Source organism: Janthinobacterium sp. TPC_1 (assembly GCF_056037845.1).
Genome location: NZ_CP195157.1, coordinates 3,302,804 through 3,318,557 on the forward strand (window position 1 = coordinate 3,302,804; position 15,754 = coordinate 3,318,557).

At 58.8% G+C, this 15,754-nt stretch carries 19 protein-coding genes, 1 tRNA gene and 2 pseudogenes; 5 read left to right on the top strand and 17 right to left on the bottom strand.

Annotated features, from left to right (window positions below):
- Window positions 1-38 precede the first annotated feature (38 nt).
- Both ACQVLG_RS16165 and ACQVLG_RS16170 read left to right on the top strand, forming a co-directional pair.
- Window positions 39-128: transfer RNA gene (locus ACQVLG_RS16165), tRNA-Ser, on the top strand.
- A 194-nt stretch (window positions 129-322) separates the two neighbouring features.
- Window positions 323-1,504, top strand: a complete 1,182-nt coding sequence (locus ACQVLG_RS16170) for a tyrosine-type recombinase/integrase (RefSeq protein WP_474290138.1) — start codon at window positions 323-325, stop codon at window positions 1,502-1,504.
- 143 nt (window positions 1,505-1,647) lie between these two features.
- Here ACQVLG_RS16170 and ACQVLG_RS16175 read toward each other — a convergent pair whose 3' ends face one another.
- The 11 genes and pseudogenes from ACQVLG_RS16175 to ACQVLG_RS16225 form a co-directional block, all read right to left on the bottom strand.
- Window positions 1,648-1,893 carry a hypothetical protein gene (locus tag ACQVLG_RS16175; protein ID WP_474290140.1) on the bottom strand — a complete coding sequence of 82 codons (246 nt, stop codon included), beginning with the start codon at window positions 1,891-1,893 and terminating at the stop codon, window positions 1,648-1,650.
- Entirely contained in the window at window positions 1,890-2,828 is a 939-nt protein-coding gene (locus tag ACQVLG_RS16180) for a DNA cytosine methyltransferase (protein ID WP_474290142.1), read from the bottom strand. Before ACQVLG_RS16180 ends, ACQVLG_RS16175 begins: the two co-directional genes overlap by 4 nt.
- Window positions 2,829-2,838: 10 nt before the next feature.
- Window positions 2,839-3,195, bottom strand: coding sequence for a hypothetical protein (locus ACQVLG_RS16185; RefSeq protein ID WP_474290143.1), 357 nt, complete (start codon window positions 3,193-3,195; stop codon window positions 2,839-2,841).
- Window positions 3,196-3,360: 165 nt separating this feature from the next.
- Window positions 3,361-5,171, bottom strand: a pseudogene (locus ACQVLG_RS16190) (replication endonuclease); the annotation flags it as partial.
- Window positions 5,161-5,514 carry a hypothetical protein gene (locus ACQVLG_RS16195; protein ID WP_034745810.1) on the bottom strand — a complete coding sequence of 118 codons (354 nt, stop codon included), beginning with the start codon at window positions 5,512-5,514 and terminating at the stop codon, window positions 5,161-5,163. The pseudogene ACQVLG_RS16190 and the gene ACQVLG_RS16195, both read right to left, overlap by 11 nt.
- A gap of 101 nt (window positions 5,515-5,615) precedes the next feature.
- Window positions 5,616-6,017 carry a hypothetical protein gene (locus ACQVLG_RS16200; protein WP_474290145.1) on the bottom strand — a complete coding sequence of 134 codons (402 nt, stop codon included), beginning with the start codon at window positions 6,015-6,017 and terminating at the stop codon, window positions 5,616-5,618.
- Window positions 6,018-6,137: 120 nt separating this feature from the next.
- Window positions 6,138-6,302 (bottom strand): hypothetical protein, encoded by a 165-nt coding sequence (locus ACQVLG_RS16205; RefSeq protein ID WP_474295881.1) that lies wholly within the window; start codon window positions 6,300-6,302, stop codon window positions 6,138-6,140.
- Window positions 6,303-6,331: 29 nt separating this feature from the next.
- Window positions 6,332-6,400 (bottom strand): annotated as a pseudogene (locus tag ACQVLG_RS16210) (Ogr/Delta-like zinc finger protein); the annotation flags it as partial.
- Window positions 6,397-6,543, bottom strand: a complete 147-nt coding sequence (locus tag ACQVLG_RS16215; protein ID WP_474290146.1) for a hypothetical protein — start codon at window positions 6,541-6,543, stop codon at window positions 6,397-6,399. The pseudogene ACQVLG_RS16210 and the gene ACQVLG_RS16215, both read right to left, overlap by 4 nt.
- Window positions 6,544-6,622: 79 nt before the next feature.
- Entirely contained in the window at window positions 6,623-6,826 is a 204-nt protein-coding gene (locus ACQVLG_RS16220) for a hypothetical protein (RefSeq protein ID WP_035820909.1), read from the bottom strand.
- Between the two features lie 10 nt (window positions 6,827-6,836).
- Entirely contained in the window at window positions 6,837-7,040 is a 204-nt protein-coding gene (locus ACQVLG_RS16225; protein ID WP_474290148.1) for a hypothetical protein, read from the bottom strand.
- 73 nt (window positions 7,041-7,113) lie between these two features.
- Between ACQVLG_RS16225 and ACQVLG_RS16230 the strand changes: the two genes are divergently transcribed.
- From ACQVLG_RS16230 to ACQVLG_RS16240, 3 genes are all read left to right on the top strand, one after another.
- The gene (locus ACQVLG_RS16230) at window positions 7,114-7,566 is read left to right on the top strand and encodes a helix-turn-helix domain-containing protein (protein ID WP_328571140.1); all 453 of its coding nucleotides are present in this window, start codon (window positions 7,114-7,116) and stop codon (window positions 7,564-7,566) included.
- A gap of 497 nt (window positions 7,567-8,063) precedes the next feature.
- The gene (locus tag ACQVLG_RS16235) at window positions 8,064-8,501 is read left to right on the top strand and encodes a hypothetical protein (RefSeq protein ID WP_474290150.1); all 438 of its coding nucleotides are present in this window, start codon (window positions 8,064-8,066) and stop codon (window positions 8,499-8,501) included.
- Between the two features lie 142 nt (window positions 8,502-8,643).
- Window positions 8,644-9,555, top strand: coding sequence for a DUF6602 domain-containing protein (locus ACQVLG_RS16240; protein WP_474290152.1), 912 nt, complete (start codon window positions 8,644-8,646; stop codon window positions 9,553-9,555).
- Between the two features lie 250 nt (window positions 9,556-9,805).
- Here the strand turns inward: ACQVLG_RS16240 and ACQVLG_RS16245 are convergent, their stop codons facing one another.
- Genes ACQVLG_RS16245 through ACQVLG_RS16270 form a run of 6 tightly spaced genes read right to left on the bottom strand, consistent with a single transcriptional unit; the run spans window position 9,806 to window position 15,723 of the window.
- Window positions 9,806-11,038 (bottom strand): phage late control D family protein, encoded by a 1,233-nt coding sequence (locus tag ACQVLG_RS16245; RefSeq protein ID WP_474290154.1) that lies wholly within the window; start codon window positions 11,036-11,038, stop codon window positions 9,806-9,808.
- Complete coding sequence (locus tag ACQVLG_RS16250) at window positions 11,035-11,643, bottom strand: phage tail protein (protein WP_474290155.1); 609 nt, start codon at window positions 11,641-11,643, stop codon at window positions 11,035-11,037. The genes ACQVLG_RS16245 and ACQVLG_RS16250 overlap by 4 nt, the downstream gene beginning before the upstream one ends.
- A 15-nt stretch (window positions 11,644-11,658) precedes the next feature.
- Complete coding sequence (locus ACQVLG_RS16255; protein WP_474290157.1) at window positions 11,659-14,742, bottom strand: phage tail tape measure protein; 3,084 nt, start codon at window positions 14,740-14,742, stop codon at window positions 11,659-11,661.
- Window positions 14,743-14,856, bottom strand: a complete 114-nt coding sequence (locus ACQVLG_RS16260; protein ID WP_071650284.1) for a GpE family phage tail protein — start codon at window positions 14,854-14,856, stop codon at window positions 14,743-14,745.
- Between the two features lie 8 nt (window positions 14,857-14,864).
- Complete coding sequence (locus ACQVLG_RS16265) at window positions 14,865-15,173, bottom strand: phage tail assembly protein (RefSeq protein WP_070346127.1); 309 nt, start codon at window positions 15,171-15,173, stop codon at window positions 14,865-14,867.
- 40 nt (window positions 15,174-15,213) lie between these two features.
- Window positions 15,214-15,723 carry a phage major tail tube protein gene (locus ACQVLG_RS16270; protein ID WP_474290159.1) on the bottom strand — a complete coding sequence of 170 codons (510 nt, stop codon included), beginning with the start codon at window positions 15,721-15,723 and terminating at the stop codon, window positions 15,214-15,216.
- Window positions 15,724-15,754: the final 31 nt, after the last annotated feature.

Genomic DNA, 15,754 nt, shown 5'->3' on the forward strand with positions numbered 1-15,754 from the left:
TGGTAAGCCACTGACCTTTATGTATAATGCTGCCATCTGGAAGCGTGGCCGAGTGGTTGAAGGCACTAGTCTTGAAAACTAGCGACGGGTTACACTGTTCGTGAGTTCGAATCTCACCGCTTCCGCCAAGTACATAAAAAATTCGTGAGTATACTCAACCTATATTCCACCGAATTTCATTGAAAATCAACGACTTAGCTTGATTTTCATCCCTCCGAGTCACAGATTCGGAACCATCCAAAAACCTTCCCACAGAATCACGCGTAGGCTGAAATGTAGGTATCATGCGGTTTTTCTCAAACCCGTACCTACAGGATTTCGCATGGCCATCAATACGCTTACCGATGCAGACTGCCGCCGCGCCACGCCGAATGACGGCAAGCTGCGCAAGCTCTTCGATGGCCACGGCCTGATGCTGGCAGTCCTGCCGAGCGGAAACAAGGTTTGGCGCATGGCCTATCGTAACGACGAGGGCAAGCAGCAAACTGCCGTGATCGGCCCGTATCCCCTGATCGGCCTCAAGGAAGCGCGCGAGCGCCGGGACGTTTTGCGGTTGAAACTGATCGACGGCGACGACCTCAAGCCCAAGCGCAAGGCAAGCAGCCCATCCATTACCCTTGATGCCGCCATCGATACCTACTGGGCGGGACGCACGGACATCAGCGCCGGCTACAAAGCCAATGCATTGCGCGCGTTGGCCATGTACGTCTCGCCGACGCTGGGCGCGAAAACCGTGCGTGAAATTACCAAGGAAGACTTGATGGCGGCGCTGCGCCCGATGGATGCTGCCGGCCTGTCCGTGTACGTCCGGCGCGTGCGCATGTGGGTGGGCCAGGTGCTCGACTGGTCCATTCAGCACGGCCACTGCGAAGAAAATCCCGCATCGAACATCAATTCGAAGGTCGCCTTTTCCCGCAAGCCGCGCGAAGGCTTCGCCGCCCTGGCATTGGCTGAGGTGCATCCGTTCATGGAGCGCCTGGCCCTGGAAGATGAAATTCAGTCCGTGCTGGCCTGCAAGCTGCTGGCGTTGACGTGGACGCGCACGGACGAGCTGCGGCGCATGACCTGGGCGGAAGTGGAGGGGGATGTCTGGCGGATACCGGGCAAGCGCATGAAGAAGGGCCGCGAGCACCTTGTGCCGCTGTCATCCCAGGCGCTGGCCCTGCTGGCGGAAATGAAGCTGCGTTCGCGGGGCAGCAACTACGTTTTCCCGAACGACCGTGGCGGTAGCCGCCCCATGAGTGAAAACGCGATTCTTTACCTCATTCACCGTATCGGCTTCAAGGGCAAGATGACGGGCCACGGCTGGCGTAAGGTCGGTTCCACCTGGGCCAACGAGCACGAATACAACTCGGATCACGTCGAGGTGCAGCTCGCGCACAAGGACGGCGGCGTGCGCGGCGTCTACAACTCGGCCGAGTACATGAAGCCGCGGCGTGTGATGCTTCAGGCGTTCGCTGACTGGCTGTTAAAGCAGCCTGATCCCAGCGGCTTGGAGCGTTGAAAGGCGCCATCCCAGCGTGCGCTGGGTTATGGCAACGTCCGCTGGCGGCAGCTTGTTATCCTTGACCCATCTGCGCAGCGTCTCCGAAGTGACGCCCAGCATTTTGTATAAGTCCTGGCGGTAGATAATTCGGTCTTCGTTCATTATTTGAGTCCTTTCGTGGTGGGGTTTTTCTTGCGCTGGGCTGGTTCTGTATGGCCGGCTTTGCTTTGCACCGCCAAGGCGAATGCTTCGGCCTCGGTGTGGTGCGGTACTTCGACGCCTGGCTTGCGGTAATCACGCAGTCGGCAGAATTCTTTGTATTGGTTCATTTGGGTACTTTGTAGTTCGCTTGATAGTTTTACTCGTCTGCTTGTGCCATCCGCAACGCTGGCACTCTGGTGGCTCATGTCACCTCCATTGCCGACTCAATGAAGATCCGCGCCTGCTCCGCGTTGATCGCGTTACCGTAGGCGCGCAGGCGTCCCACTCGGGCGGTAGCCCCATCAGCCAGCGGGAATGTGCCGGGTTCAACTGGCCGCCACTTTTCATCCCTGCAGTGCAACCAGTCAGCATCTCTCCAGATGCCGTTAGTCGGGCCGCGCAGGTGCTCGTCAATGGCACCATCTCCGTCAGGTAGCCGCTCGTCCGATTGGTCGCTACGCGGCTGGGCCGTAGTCCCGTCCTGTCGATTACGTCCAACGTGTTGGGTGTCGGCCAGCCGCACAAGTACGCTTGCCTGGGTAGCTGATCCACCCGATCCTTTCCATCCCGTTGCGCCACCATTCCCGGCGTGTCCTTCCAGTCCCGAGCCGCTGGTGTTACCCACCCAGTAGGTGCGGTCCCGGATATGCGGAGCACCGACGCCCGCAGACGGGAACGCAAGCGCCCCGAAGGCATAGCCCAAGGCTTCCATGTCAGTTTGTACAAGGTCGAGCCAAGTATCTGCGTCCTTACTCGCAACCTGCTCTCCAAGGATGACTGGAGGCTGGAGCTTCTGCCGGCGACGCCATTGAGCGTGCTCGCGGATGAGGTGGTGGAATGCTGGCCACAGGTGCCGCTCGTCAGCGAACCCAGCGCCGCCGCCTGCCGAGCTGAAAGGCTGGCACGGGCACGAGCCTGTCCAGACTCGTCGCGAATCGTTCCATCCTGCGCGACGAAGAGCATAGGACCAAACTCCAACGCCAGCGAAAAAGTGGCATTGCGTGTAGCCGACGAGCTCGTCGGGACAAATATCTTCGATCGATCGTTCATCCACAATTCCCGGCGCTATGTGGCCGGCCTTTATCAGGTTGCGCAGCCAGGCGGCTGCGTATGGGTCAATTTCATTGTAAAAAGCGCTCACGTGTAACGCCTCATGGCACCAGTTGAGATGAATTCACGCACCTGCCATATTGGCTTTGCAGTTGCAGCATGCTGGTTTTTCCGCATGAGCTGCCCTTGATGATTTGCAAGGACATGGGCCCGGTCAAGGAGCCCAGATGCTGGTGTTCAGTCTGGAATGGCTTGACAGATACCAGCGCGGCCAGCGGCACCGCGCGGAACATGCCCGGCCACTGGTGATCCAGCTCCACCCACGCATGCAGCTCGCCATTGCCCACATCACGGCGCAAGTCGTTGACGGTGCCGGCCTGGTAGCCTTCATCGGTATCGAATGTCACGCGGTCGCCCAGGGCGATTTGCCGCGGTGAATCGGTCAGGGTGTTCAGCATTGCGGTGTTCCTTTCAGTTTTGCGGTAACGCCGCACACACCGTAGCGGTCGATGGCGGCGTCGATCACGTCGCCGCTGGATGCGGCAACCTCAAAAAATTAAAGCGTTCGGTTTGCGTGCGAACGATCACGGCATAGGTGCTCATGTGCCAGTTCCTTCATCGGGTGGGGTGTCGGGGACGATCAGCCGGGGCCACGGGCAGGCGTTGACGGCCGCCCAGGCGGCAATCAGCGCTGTTTTTGCCTCGTCAGACAAATTAGGGATTGGCGCCGCCGGCGGCGTGGCCGGGGCAGGGCGGTCGGGGTGCGTACAGTTATTTACACGAGTCCGAGGAACGGCAACACCAACAGCCACCCCGCGCCCGCCTGTGGCCTGTACGGGCGTCCACGTATGGCGCACGGACTTGAAGACCACGCCGATCAGATCGCTGCAGCGCACGCCGTAGGGCGTGGTGCGCAGCGTTTCGCCGTAGCGGCCGATGACGGTCTTTTCGTCCTTGGCCAGGGTGACGACCAGTTCCTTGCGCGGCACCAGGGCGCCGCCCTGGGCGCGCAGGTACTCGGCCCAGCAGGCGCGCTTTTCGCCGTCGATCTTTTGCACGGCGTCCCAGGCGCGGCGCATGGCGGCCGGGGCTTCGTTGAGCATGCTTTCCTCGATGCGGCGCAGTTCGCGCCAGACGGTGACGGGAGCGCCGCCCCATTGCTGGAATTGACGGATGCCCCAGCACGCGGCCCAGGACTCGACGCGCGCCGATGGCGTCAGCTCGACATCGCCTTCGGTGTCGGCCGTGACGACGTAGCCTTCTTTCGTCTTGTGCTCGGCCACGCCGTCGATGTTCTTGGCCACGTACTTGGCGATATAGCCGGCGGCGCTGCCCTTGGCCCAGTCGATGCGCTTGACGTCCAGGCGGCGCGCGAAGGCACCCGGTTCGCCACGGTCCACGCGCCAGGCGTAGCGCTTCATGATGCGGATGGCGCGGCCCGCCACGTCCTGCAGGTGGGCCGTCTTGTATTTCGCGGTGGGGCGCACGAACAGCAGCAGATGCCAGTGCGGGCAGCCGTCGTGGTGCGGCTCGGCGATGCGAAAGCCGTACAGGCGATGCCACGGCGCGCCAGCGCGGAGCGGCACAGCGACGTCATCTTGCCCAAGTAGGCGTTGGCCTCGCGCGGCGTGGAGCCGTCGAACTTGTCGTTTGCCTTGCCGCTGTGCTGCATGGCGTGGAAACGCGATGGGCACGTCCAGGTAATAAAAATGCCCTGGTCGCCGCACTCGCGGGCGATCTGCTCAAAGCCGTTGATGCGCAACATCAGCTCGCCGCGCCGGATGGCCTTGTTGGCGGTGGTCTTCTCGGCCAGCTCGGCGATGCTGAATTGTTGGCCGTTCTCGTTCTGCACCAGCGTGGCGGCCAGCGCTGCCGCGTTGCGGCGGTTCTGCGCCAGGCGCGACAGCACGGCGTCGTTGCTGGCGTAGGGTTCGCCGCGATAGTTCACGTACCCCAGGCGGATATTGCCCGCCTCGAAGGCGCGCTTGACGCGCTTGCGCAACTGGCGGCGCCACCAGCGTGCATCCACCAGGCGGGCGATGGTATCGGTCAGCGCGTCGAACTCGGGCAGCTCGATGCCATACGAGGCGCATTCGTCTTCCATGATCTGCAGGGCGTGCGTGTCGGACACGGCCATCCACAGCATTTTGGTCACGCCGGCCGCCGCGCGCTCGGCGGTGGCCACGATGTCGGCGTCGCTCTGCGACAGGTCGACGCCGGCCGGCACGTACTGTTCGGCGAACTCGCGCACAAAGCTGGTGGCGATGGATTCGTACACTCTGTACCAGGACGACCAGGCCATCTTGGCCATGGCGGCCGTGATGACGCGGTTGCGCCACTTGAACGGGATACGGGCTAGCTCGGGCGCGAAGTACGGGGATCGCAAAAACGCCTCGTGACGCTGAGCGGGCTTGAGAATTTCTTTAGATGGCATTCAACAGTCTTTCGTACACACGGATAGCGGCGGAGGTGGCGGCGCGCAGCTCGATGCGCTCTTCCTCGGTAAATGAGTGGATGGGCGATTCCCAGCGGTCAGCGTCCATACCGGCAGCGATCAGCACGGAGCGGCGCGCGCCGCGCGGCGACAATCCCCAGGCCTGGGCCATGAAGGGCGCCAGATTGCGCGGCTTGATGCTGCGTAGCTGGGCCTTGGCTTCGGCGATAGCGGCCAGCGCATGCCCGGCGCCTGGTGGCGTCGGCATATCCTTGTCGCGCGCTGCCAAAATCTCGGCGGCAGGCTGGAAGGACAGGTGATTGTCGATAAGGGACGCCGGCATGGTTCAGTCCTTGATGGCGCCGATGGCCTGCAGCACGGCAGGGGTGATGACGATCAGGAGCGACAGCAGCCAGATGCCGCAGGTTTTGGCAAGGCGCTGCATTAGCGTGCCCCTGCCTTGAGAAAATGTTCTGCCCAATACGGGAGCGTGTGCGATGTGCCGCAGCAGTGCCGGGAACCTGCTTCGTTGGCGAAAATGTAGTTCACCTCGATGGGCAGCTTGCCGACCAGGGCGCGCTGCTTGGCTGGCGCGAAAAATCCGTCGCGCTCCAGTGCCTGCGCATCGCTGACGATGAAGGTCAGATTGGCAGCGCCGTAGGCGTGATAGGTCTTGGCAATCTCATGGATGCGGGCGGTCAGCGCCGCGATGCCGATGCCCGCACTGGCCTGCAGCAGAAAACACGTTGGCGCCACGGGGACAATACAATTTTGCAAGGTCGGGCGGATCGTGCTTGATGCCATGGATTGGTCGGCATGACTGGTGGCGTGCAGCGTGTTTTCCATCGGTTTTCCTTATTTCAGGTTGAACGAATCCCGCACGCTCAAAAGGGAGCGCAGCAGGGCACAGCAAAAGAGGGGAGTTACGGCGGCCGGACTACGGCGGCGCGCGGAGCGGGATAGTCATCAGCAGCCCGCAGTCAGGTCCAGGGCGAGCTGGCTTGTGGCCGCCGCGCGCGCATGCTGGGACATCGGGATGCGGATATCGGCCTTGGGCATGGCGGACAGCGAGAGGGTGCGCAGCACTTCCAGGCCAGCCACGAAGGAGTGCCCGCAGTCCGGTTCTGGCACATATAGGTGATTTCCTTGAACATGGCGGACATCGTGCGGCTCTTGACGGCGCGGACGGTGTATTCGCAATGCGGGCATGGCAGGCCGATGACTCTCATTTCAGCTTTCTTTCCACTTGGTACAGGGCGCGACCGCGACCCGTCATGTTTTTCGACTGTATGCGTAAGCGCGACTTGACGAGCCATTCAGCCGCCTGATCGATACTTGCCAGCCCCTGGCGCTGGCGCACGAGTTCCAGCACCGCGCGCTCTTCGTCATTGAGGTGAATTTGATGGTCTGGCATTTTCTGTAACTTTAGAGTTGCTCAAAAGTGACTCGGTTTAAACGCTGCGACGCTGTACGCTGTCGATAGTGGCGTCATCCAAGGCGATCACGGCCAGGGCTTCACGCATCACGATCTGGCGCACCAGCACCGCAAGCTCTTCGCCCTGGTAGTTGGCGATCGAGGAAACGAGCTGGTGCTCGTAATCGTCCAGGCGCAGCATGACGCGGTGGCTGCGGATACGTTTTGCATCGGGGTACATGACGTTGTCCTTAGTGGGTGGATTTGGATGCGAGTTCGCGCTTGTAGTCGGCGAGGCCGCGCAGGATCAGGAAGCGGAGGAACCAGGCACGGGAGCGCTCAAGTTTCTCCGCGTAGCCTTCGACTTCGTCAACCTCATCAGGCGTCAGACGGACGCCAAGAGGCTTAGTCGTGACGCCCTTGGCAGTACGCCTCGCTATGGATACGTTTTTCATAATGTTATGATGTGTAATCGCTACAGGATGGCGTAACTATAGTATGTTAAAACATACTTGTCAACGTAGATGTATGGATAAAAATATTTTTGGTGATAGATTAAGGCAGGAGCGAACACGCTTGGGTCTTACACAAGAAGCGTTCGCGGCAATTGGTGGCGTGAAGAAACTCGCACAGATTAACTATGAGCAAGGAAAGACGTTACCTGATGCCGGCTATATGGTTGCGCTGGCAGGTATTGGAGTCGACTTGTCGTATGTGATGCTTGGTGTACCAGCCAGTAACACTTTGACTGACGATGAAAACGAGTTGTTAGCGGGATATCGACGGCTAGATTTGCGAGGAAAGGCTCGTGTTCTTGGTGTTGTGGAAGGAATTGGAGAGCCGGCAGTTACGTCGCCCTCCAGAACAGTCGAACGCAACACACAAATGGTTTTCCATGGCAAAGTAGGCCAGCAAATTCATGGGGATATCACGGCTCCCCAAACGATCAACGTTGGTCGCAAAAAAAAATCACCTACGTAGAGCGCGGCGGAAAGATAGGCTATCGTTGGTATGGTCAGCAGTGAGATGGAAAGTTGCTGCTGTAGCCCCTTTGCTCTTTGCGTGCTGCTGGCCGCAGCATAGATGCGAAACGATGACGTCGATGGTCAACGAGCCTGTCAGAAATTCATGCTATTTCGAGGGCAAGGCATACACTGTTGGCATTGTCATTGAGACGGCACGAGGTATTAAATGCGAGTGTGCCTCAGCAGCAACTTCTGATGGCCTACCGACTTGGGTGAGCGGCACATGGAGTTAGCTATATTCTCGCCGATGCCAATGCCGGGCATCGGCTAATACCAGAAGTGCCGCACCACTGTCTTTGGTACGGTGTCGCCATCAAAAGCTTCTTGTGACATTTTGCGTATTTTTGCGGTGGTCTGAATGTTATCCTCCGATTCGCAGGTTGCTGGCCGTATTGAGCCGGTACGCGTTTCACGAAGACTATGCAAAGATTAACTTACCTATTTTCGGCAGCCTTGACGCTGTCAGTTCCTGTTCTGGCAAATTCAGCGGCGAAAACTGTACCTCTTTCATCTGTTGAAGAGCGGCAGTGGATTAGCGCAGTGAAAGCGCATAAGACTGCAGACGGCAAGACTGTCCAGGAGGTTCTCAGCCGTGTTGAAAAACGCGCGCTTGGCCGTTTCAAAGTGGCTTCCTACGATGTGTTTTACGACTGGAATGGGCAGCCCAGCACGGTCGTAATATCGTATTGGATTGGCACAAAGCGTAAGCGAGATTTAGCGTTTTCAGATCTCGCGTATCCAATGAATCGTAATGGAACGATTGCGAAAATTTCGCTCGTTGACCGGCCAACTCTAGCGGCTTTAGAAGCGGGAGTTGATGCAATGTTTGCCGAGGTTGGTATGCGTTACAAAACGGACTGCTCACCTAGCATGCTATCTGAAAATTGCTGAAAGGCGATTTGGTGGTATCTAATACATACTTGAAGGAAGTAGCTAACAGCAGACGTACGACTACGAAAAAATTTACACGTCTTATCGAACTCCGTTTCCGGGAAAATTCAATGCCACTAGTTGGGGAATTGCAAAGCATTACATGAAGAAAAATACCGTAAAAAGATTCTATGAAATTGAGCAAGCCAAGATTTTATTGGATTTTGAAAAAATTTCACTATTTACAAACCATCCGACGTCGCTGGGAACCTTCAGAGAAAGTCGTCTTCGCCAGTACCTAAAAGATTTTACACCTAGTCAACTTTCTATGGGTACCGGATTCATTTCTGCTAATGATGCAATACAAGGAGAAATCTCGTCGCGGAGTAGTCGTCAAATTGATTGCTTAGTATATGATGGGAGCAAGAGACATCTTGAACTCAAAACTGACGACTACGTCATTATCTGTCCGGCGCAACTGTATGCCGCTATCGAGATTAAGAGTGATCTAACTTTTTATAAGCAACAATTTAAAGAGGGCGACGATCTGGATGCATTCCCAATCCATAGGGTAGGTCAAAAACCATATCGGTGGGCTGGAACAGTCGTGGATGCGTTTAAAAATATAAAATCTGTTGCTGACAATGAACCAAAAGAGGGACGGAAAGCATTCTGTGGAGTTTTTGGTTATGGTGCTAGCTTTGATGTGAAGACTCTTTTTGCAGCTTTCGACAACAAGGAATTGCAGATACAGTTAGGAATCACGCATGTCGATCAGCTTCCAGCCGCTATTTGCGTTCCAGGAAAATTTATTGTTGTTTTTTCGCCATATGATATTTTGGAATCGACGCCGCATCATGATCCTTATACTTCCTTCATGAATGTACTGATGTCGTGCGACGACTCGATGGCGCTTCCTTTGCAATTTTTCACGACATCTTATCTGAATCAAGTTGGATATACGTTGAATAATGAAATGGTTGACGCTGGCGGGCTGAATTCAGTTTCTTCTATTAGAGCAGACATCTGGCGGGCTCATTTTGATTTGAGATCAGATGGTTACGAAGACCAATAAACACGTGCTTACGACATGTAAATTAAGCTGCCCTTATATTTTGAGACGGAACATAAATTATTGATCGATCGTTTCGTGGTATTAAAAAATGGCGATTTAAATATTGCTTATTTAATATTATTAATAGCAATTCCCCAGCAATAACTTAGTACTAAGTCAAGGTGCTTTTTTTGGGCACGCAGCCGCTGACGGAGGGTAAATCCAGTACTTTATTGCCTGCATTTCTGCAGGCAACGGCTTGCGTAGGCTTTCACGGTTCTTCGATATTCTCCTTGATAATGTCGCGCACTTCTTCGATATGCTTCCACGCATGCAGCGCCGCCCGCTTGGCGGCCTGCTTACTTTTGTAAACATGCTCCAGCGTCTTGAGCTGGCCTTTGGCGCCGGCCTGCTCCTGCCCCGTTTTTTTCTTCTTCGCCGCGACGTCCTTCCACTTGGCCACCACGCCCGTGATGCCTTCGTCCGGGTCTTTCTCGTCCTCGCGCTCGGCCTCGACCGCTTCCGTTTTCGTCTCAAACTCCACGCGTGTGGTAAAGCCGTTGCCGCCCAGGCTGTGCGTGACCTTGACCGATAGCCAGTCGGTGGCGTCGATCTCGGGCTTGAAGCCTTGCACGGTGACGGGCGATTGCGGGAACACTGCCGGATTGCCCAGTGCCAAGCTCATTTCGAAGGTGGCCAGGCCGCGCAGGATGCGCTGCCATTCGGCCACGGCCGCCGCGCGCGCGTCGGTTTCGTTGGCGAAGGTGGTGCGCAGGCGCTTGCTGTTGCCGAGCACGCCGGCCACGACGCTGCGGCGGCGCGCGTAGCGCTCGTCGTGCCAGAAGGCGCGCACGCCCGTGTAGGCGTCGCTCTCGGCGCTGTGGTAGCGGTGGCCGTCGCCCAGGGCGCGCGTGATGGGGATGACGGGCAGCGCCTTGCCGCTAGCGGTGCGGCTCTGGTTGATGGGGATGAAGAGCAAAGTGTCGTTCTTGACGGTGGCCACCGCGTCGTATTTCCTGCCCAGCCGGCGCAGGAAGGCCGCATCGCTTTCGTGGGTCTGGTCGATGTGCTCGATGGCCGTGTCGCGCAGGCGCGTCGACACGCCCGACGCCAGCTCGTTGCGAAAGGCGATGGCCTCGATGATGGCGCCCAGGGTGGTCTTGTGAAAGCTGTGTTCCTGTTGCTGCTTGAAGGTGTCGATCAGGTTGGCCGACCTGGCGCGCAGGGTGATGGTGTCGGGCGCGCCGCTGTGCTCCACCTCGTCGACGGTGAACTTGCCCATCTCGACCAGGCCGGACGCTTGCCAGCCCAGCGCCAGTTCTATCTGCGCGCCGCGCGGCGGCATGGCCAGCTTGCCGTCGCTGTCGTCCAGCGCAATGTCGAGCTGGTCGCTCTCGTCGCCTCGGCACAAGGTCAGGGTCAGGTTGATGAGGCGTGGCGAGACGATGGCGGTGATGTCCTTGTCCTCGATGGTGACGCGGAAGGCGGGGATATGCTCGCTCATTTGAACTTGTCCGCCGCGCTGCCGATGGCGCCGCTGATGCTGCCGCCGATCTTGTCTTTCATCTCGCTGACCACGCCGCCGTATTTCGAGGTGATGCCGCCGACCACGTTGCCGACCACGCTGCCCACGGCATTCCTGGCCGCGCCGGCAATGCTGCTGGTCATGCCGTCGATGCTGAGCATGTTTTTCAGGTCGCCGATGTCGCCCAGGCCAAGCATGGCCAGCACGCCGTCGTCATCGCGCTTGAGCGCAATCGAGAACTCGACGCGCCGCGCGCCACCGCTGCCGTCCAGGATGGAGCGGCCTTCCGTCATGCTGGTGATGCGGTACGAGCCGAGAATGCGGCCCGTGCCCTGGATCAGAATCCACGATTTCCCCGTGTCGGCCATCATGCGCAGCGCATCGAGCGAATACAGTGAGCCGGTCAGTTCCGGCGCTACCCAGCCCGACAGGGTAATGGTGTCGTCGCCGGGCCCCACATACTGGTGCGCGTCGCGCAAGCCCACGCGGGCCGTGCTGGCGTGCTTCCATTCCGTTTGCCGCTGCAGCTCGTGATAGGCCAGGGTCGGCAGGCTGAACACGAACATTCCTAAAATCATCATCATGGTGGTTATTCTTTCTTAATCGTGGTCGCGCAGGGACGAGCGGATGCGTGCCGCTTTTTCGCGGTCGCGCTGATCGAGCGCCACGCTCACGGCGCGCGCGATGGCCTGGGGATCGGTGCCGGCCTGCACGTGGAAGGTGATTTCGATCTTGTCGCCTTGAATCGTCATGCCGGCGCCGAACCCGCCCTGGGCCAGCGGGGCGCGCGTATCGACGGCGCTGGCCGGCAAGGCGGTGGCCGTGCCGATGGCAATGCCGGCGCCCAATTGCGTCAGGCGCTGCGCCAGCCCCGAAACCTTGGCAATCGGCGCGCCCTCGCTGCGATCCAGGCCCACGGCCAAGCCTTGCATGGTGTAGTCGCCAAGCTGGGCAAACACGCGGCTCGGGCTGTGGATGCCCAGCTTTTCCTTGAACCAGGCAATGGTGTTGGAACCGGCATCGCTGATGGCGTCCTTGACGGCGCCCATGGAACCGGTGATGCCGTTGACCAGGCCGCGCAGGATGTTGGCGCCGAACTCGGTAAATTTGGCCGGCAGCTCGATGCCGAACCAGCTCATGACACCCGCGAACGCCTGGTAGAACACGCCGACCGGCGACCAGTTGATAATCAGGGCCGTGATGCTGCCCATGCCGCCGGCACAGACCGTGCGCAGGCGCGACCAGATGTCGGCAAAGAAGGCGGAAATGGGCGCCCAGGATGCGGTGATGCGTTGCAGAATGCTGGCGCCGAAGTCGGTGAACTTGGCCGGCAGCACGATGCCGAACCAGCCCAGCACGCCCGCGAAGGCGCGATAGAACAGGCCCAGCGGCGACCAGTTGACGATCAGGGCGCTGACGCCGCCTATGCCGCCTGCAAATGCTGTCTTGATGTGCGACCAGATGCCGCTAAAGAAGCCGGCCAGCGGCGCGAGTCCCTTGGCAAAGCGGCCCCGGATGCTGGCGGCAAAGTCGGTGAACCTGGCCGGCAGCGCAACACCGAACCAGCCCAGCACGCCCGCGAAGGCGCGATAGAACAGGCCCAGCGGCGACCAGTCGGCGATCAGGCTATTGATGCCGGTAAAGCCGCCGGCAAAGGCCTCCATGACGTCTGACCACAGGCCGCCAAAGAAAGCCTTGATCGGCTCCCAGTATTTGTAGATCAGGAAGGCGGCGCCGGCAATGACCGTGATGGCGATGCCAATCGGGTTCATCAGAAGAGCGCGGCCCAGCCACAGCACGGCGCGGCCGGCCCACATGAAAGCGCCGCCCAGCTTGCGCAGGATGGGCGTGAGCACGCCGCCCGTCACGCCCATCTTGGCGAACATGACGTGCAGCATGGCATACGGGCCGATCATGGCGGCAATGCCCAGCATCAGCGGCCCCAGCACCAGCAGCAGGCCGGCCAGCACGGCAAAGGCGGTAATCATGAGCTTGGCCACGGTCGGGTTGCGTTCCATGAAACCGTTCAGGCGCGTGAACGCCGCAATCGCCATTTCAAGCGCTTGCGTGTACATGGGCAGAATTTTTTTTCCCATGACCAGCTTCAGGTCGGAAAGCTTGGCATGGGCTTCGTGTTCTGCACCAGCGCCTACCGCGCGCGCGCGGTCGTGTAACTTGTCCATGCCTTCGGTGTTCTGATTGAGGCGCTCACTCTTTCGCATTTGCAAGCGCTGGCCAACCACGCGCATCAAGAAGGCAGCACCGTTGCTATTGGAAATGAGGGTGCCAATTTTGCTGTTAATTGCATCTTCGTCTGTAATTCCTTTCGCAGCCAGCTTAGGCAGGAAAACTTTTTCTACCCAGTCCAATGGACTTTTTTGGAACAGTTCGCCTTCCAGCAGCGCGCCAGCCTGAATGTATTTAATTTGCCCCACCTTGTCGTACTTGATGTGCGTGCCATTCAACAGGCCAAGAGCTTGCATTTCCCTGGCCGAGCGTTGAGTGGCGCGTCCCTGGACAATGTTGTTGTACAGCGAGCGGAAGCCGACACCGGCTGTCGATCCGCCCAACTCCTGCAACATGGGTTCCATCTGATTGAAAAACGCGTTGTCGGTCAAACCTTTACCCGCCACGCCGCTACGAATCGTGAATTGACGCCATTCTTCGCCACTTACTCGCCCGCCTGTCGCAGCAATGATTTTTTGAATGCGATCAGCATCCTTCTTGAATGCCTCGACTGATCCAGCATTGCCGCGTAACTCAATGACCTTTTGCATAGCAAACAACTGCGCATTGCGTTCCCCAGCGGAATCTGGATAGAGGGTATCGTTGATGAACTTCATTTTTGCCAAGCTGGGCAAAGCCATTTCAGCATGGTGTCCGTCTGCAAAGATGGAAATTGAATCTCGGATCATTTCCGTCTTTTCCAGCTGGCTAACGCCATACGTCTTGAGTTCCTTCGCAAACGCAATCGCGTGTTCTTTTTCCTTGGCCGTGCGCGTACCCAGCGCACGGATGCGCGCCGTTTCAATTTCGTAGTGTTTCGCTTCGTGTAGCCCCTTGACGACGGGCGCGGCCACCACGGCGCCGGCGGCAGTCGCGCCAGCGCCGGCCATGGCAATGCTGCCCGCTTTGCTACGCAGCTTGTCGGCGTGCTGGGTGGCATTGGTGACGCGCTGCTGCTTGGCGGCGGAGGCGGCCAGGCGCTTTTGTTGCGAGGCAAGCTCAACGTTCGTCAGCTGGATGCTGTTTTTCAACCACTCCTGCGCCTTGCCCAGCTGACGCGTGTCGATGCCGGCGTCTTTCAGGCAGGTGCGCAGGACGCGGAATTGCTGGCTCTGTTCTCGACCTTTCAGCGTCAAGGCCTGCGTGACCTTCGTCGCCGCCTTCAAATCACGCGTCATGGCGCGTGTAGGAGACTCGGTCTGTTTTATGCTTGCGGCCAGCTCTTTTACTTTCTTTTGAGCTTCTTTCAGCTCAACCCCCGTTGTTCGAATACCGCTATGCAGTTCGCGGAATTTCCCCAGGTTTCGTTGCTGGGCATTCAGCTCGCGCAAGCGGTCGCTGGTCGCCTTCAATGCCTTGGCCGTCTCGCTGGAACCGCCCATGATCTTTTTCAGCGGGCCGGTAATCTTGTCCAGCGCTGCAAATACCACCTGTAATTTCAGATCCCGACCAGCCATCTATTCCGCTCCGCTTCGCTGCCGGGCGCGTTCGCGCCAGGCCATCAGTTCATCAATCGTAAAACCGTCCATCGCTGCCGGCGTCCAATGGAAGACGCCGGCAATGTCGGCCATGGCGTCTTCTACTTCGCCGGGGATACCGAAAGGCGATCGGCTTTGCTCGCCAAAAAACCGGCAACCTCGGCGCCCACGGCCAGCAGGTCGGCCGGGTCCATGTTGGCGATGTCGTGCGCGGTCAGGGTCGGCTCGGTGATGCGCGGCAGGACGATCTGCAGGGCCGACACGTTCAGGTTGGCCAGCTCGATCAGGGAAATGCCGCGCAGGGCGCCCGCCTTGGGCTTGCGCACGGTCAGCGAAGTGATGAAGCTGTCGCCGCGCTTGATTGGCTCGTCCAGTTCGATGACGGCTTGGTTTTGGGTATCGTTGTTCATGCTGTGTTCCTTGTGGTGGGGTGGTCAGTAAAAAAGGGGATTACAGGCCGATGGCCTTGCGGATGGCCGCATTCGTGTCGCCGCCGCCAAAGTTCTCGGTGCCGCTCATGAAGTCCAGTTCGATGACGGTGGCGCCGTCGATCATCAGCTTGTAATAGCTGCAAGCCATGGTGTATTTGTGGGTGGTGTCGTCGCCCATCTTGGCCGCGCCCATGTCGATTTCCTTGTAACGGCCACGCACGACGACCTCGACGGCGGCGACGCTGCCGTCATCGTCGTTCTGGTAAGCGCCGGCAAAGCGCAGTTGCACGGCGCCGTGCGTGTGCGCGCCGTACTGTTTCAGGGCTTCGGCGATCAGGCCGCCGCCGCTCCATTCCAGCGACAGTGCCTCGTTGCCGAAGTCGACGGACACGGGGCCGCTCATGCCGCCGGCGCGGTACTCTTCCATCTTGCGGCTGAGCTTGGGCAAGGTGACTTCGGGCACCATGCCCATGAACAGGACGCCGTTTTGAAATACGTTGAATTGCTTGAGTTTGTGGGGCATGCCCATAGTGTTCTCCAGTGGTCAGTGGCACCCGCAC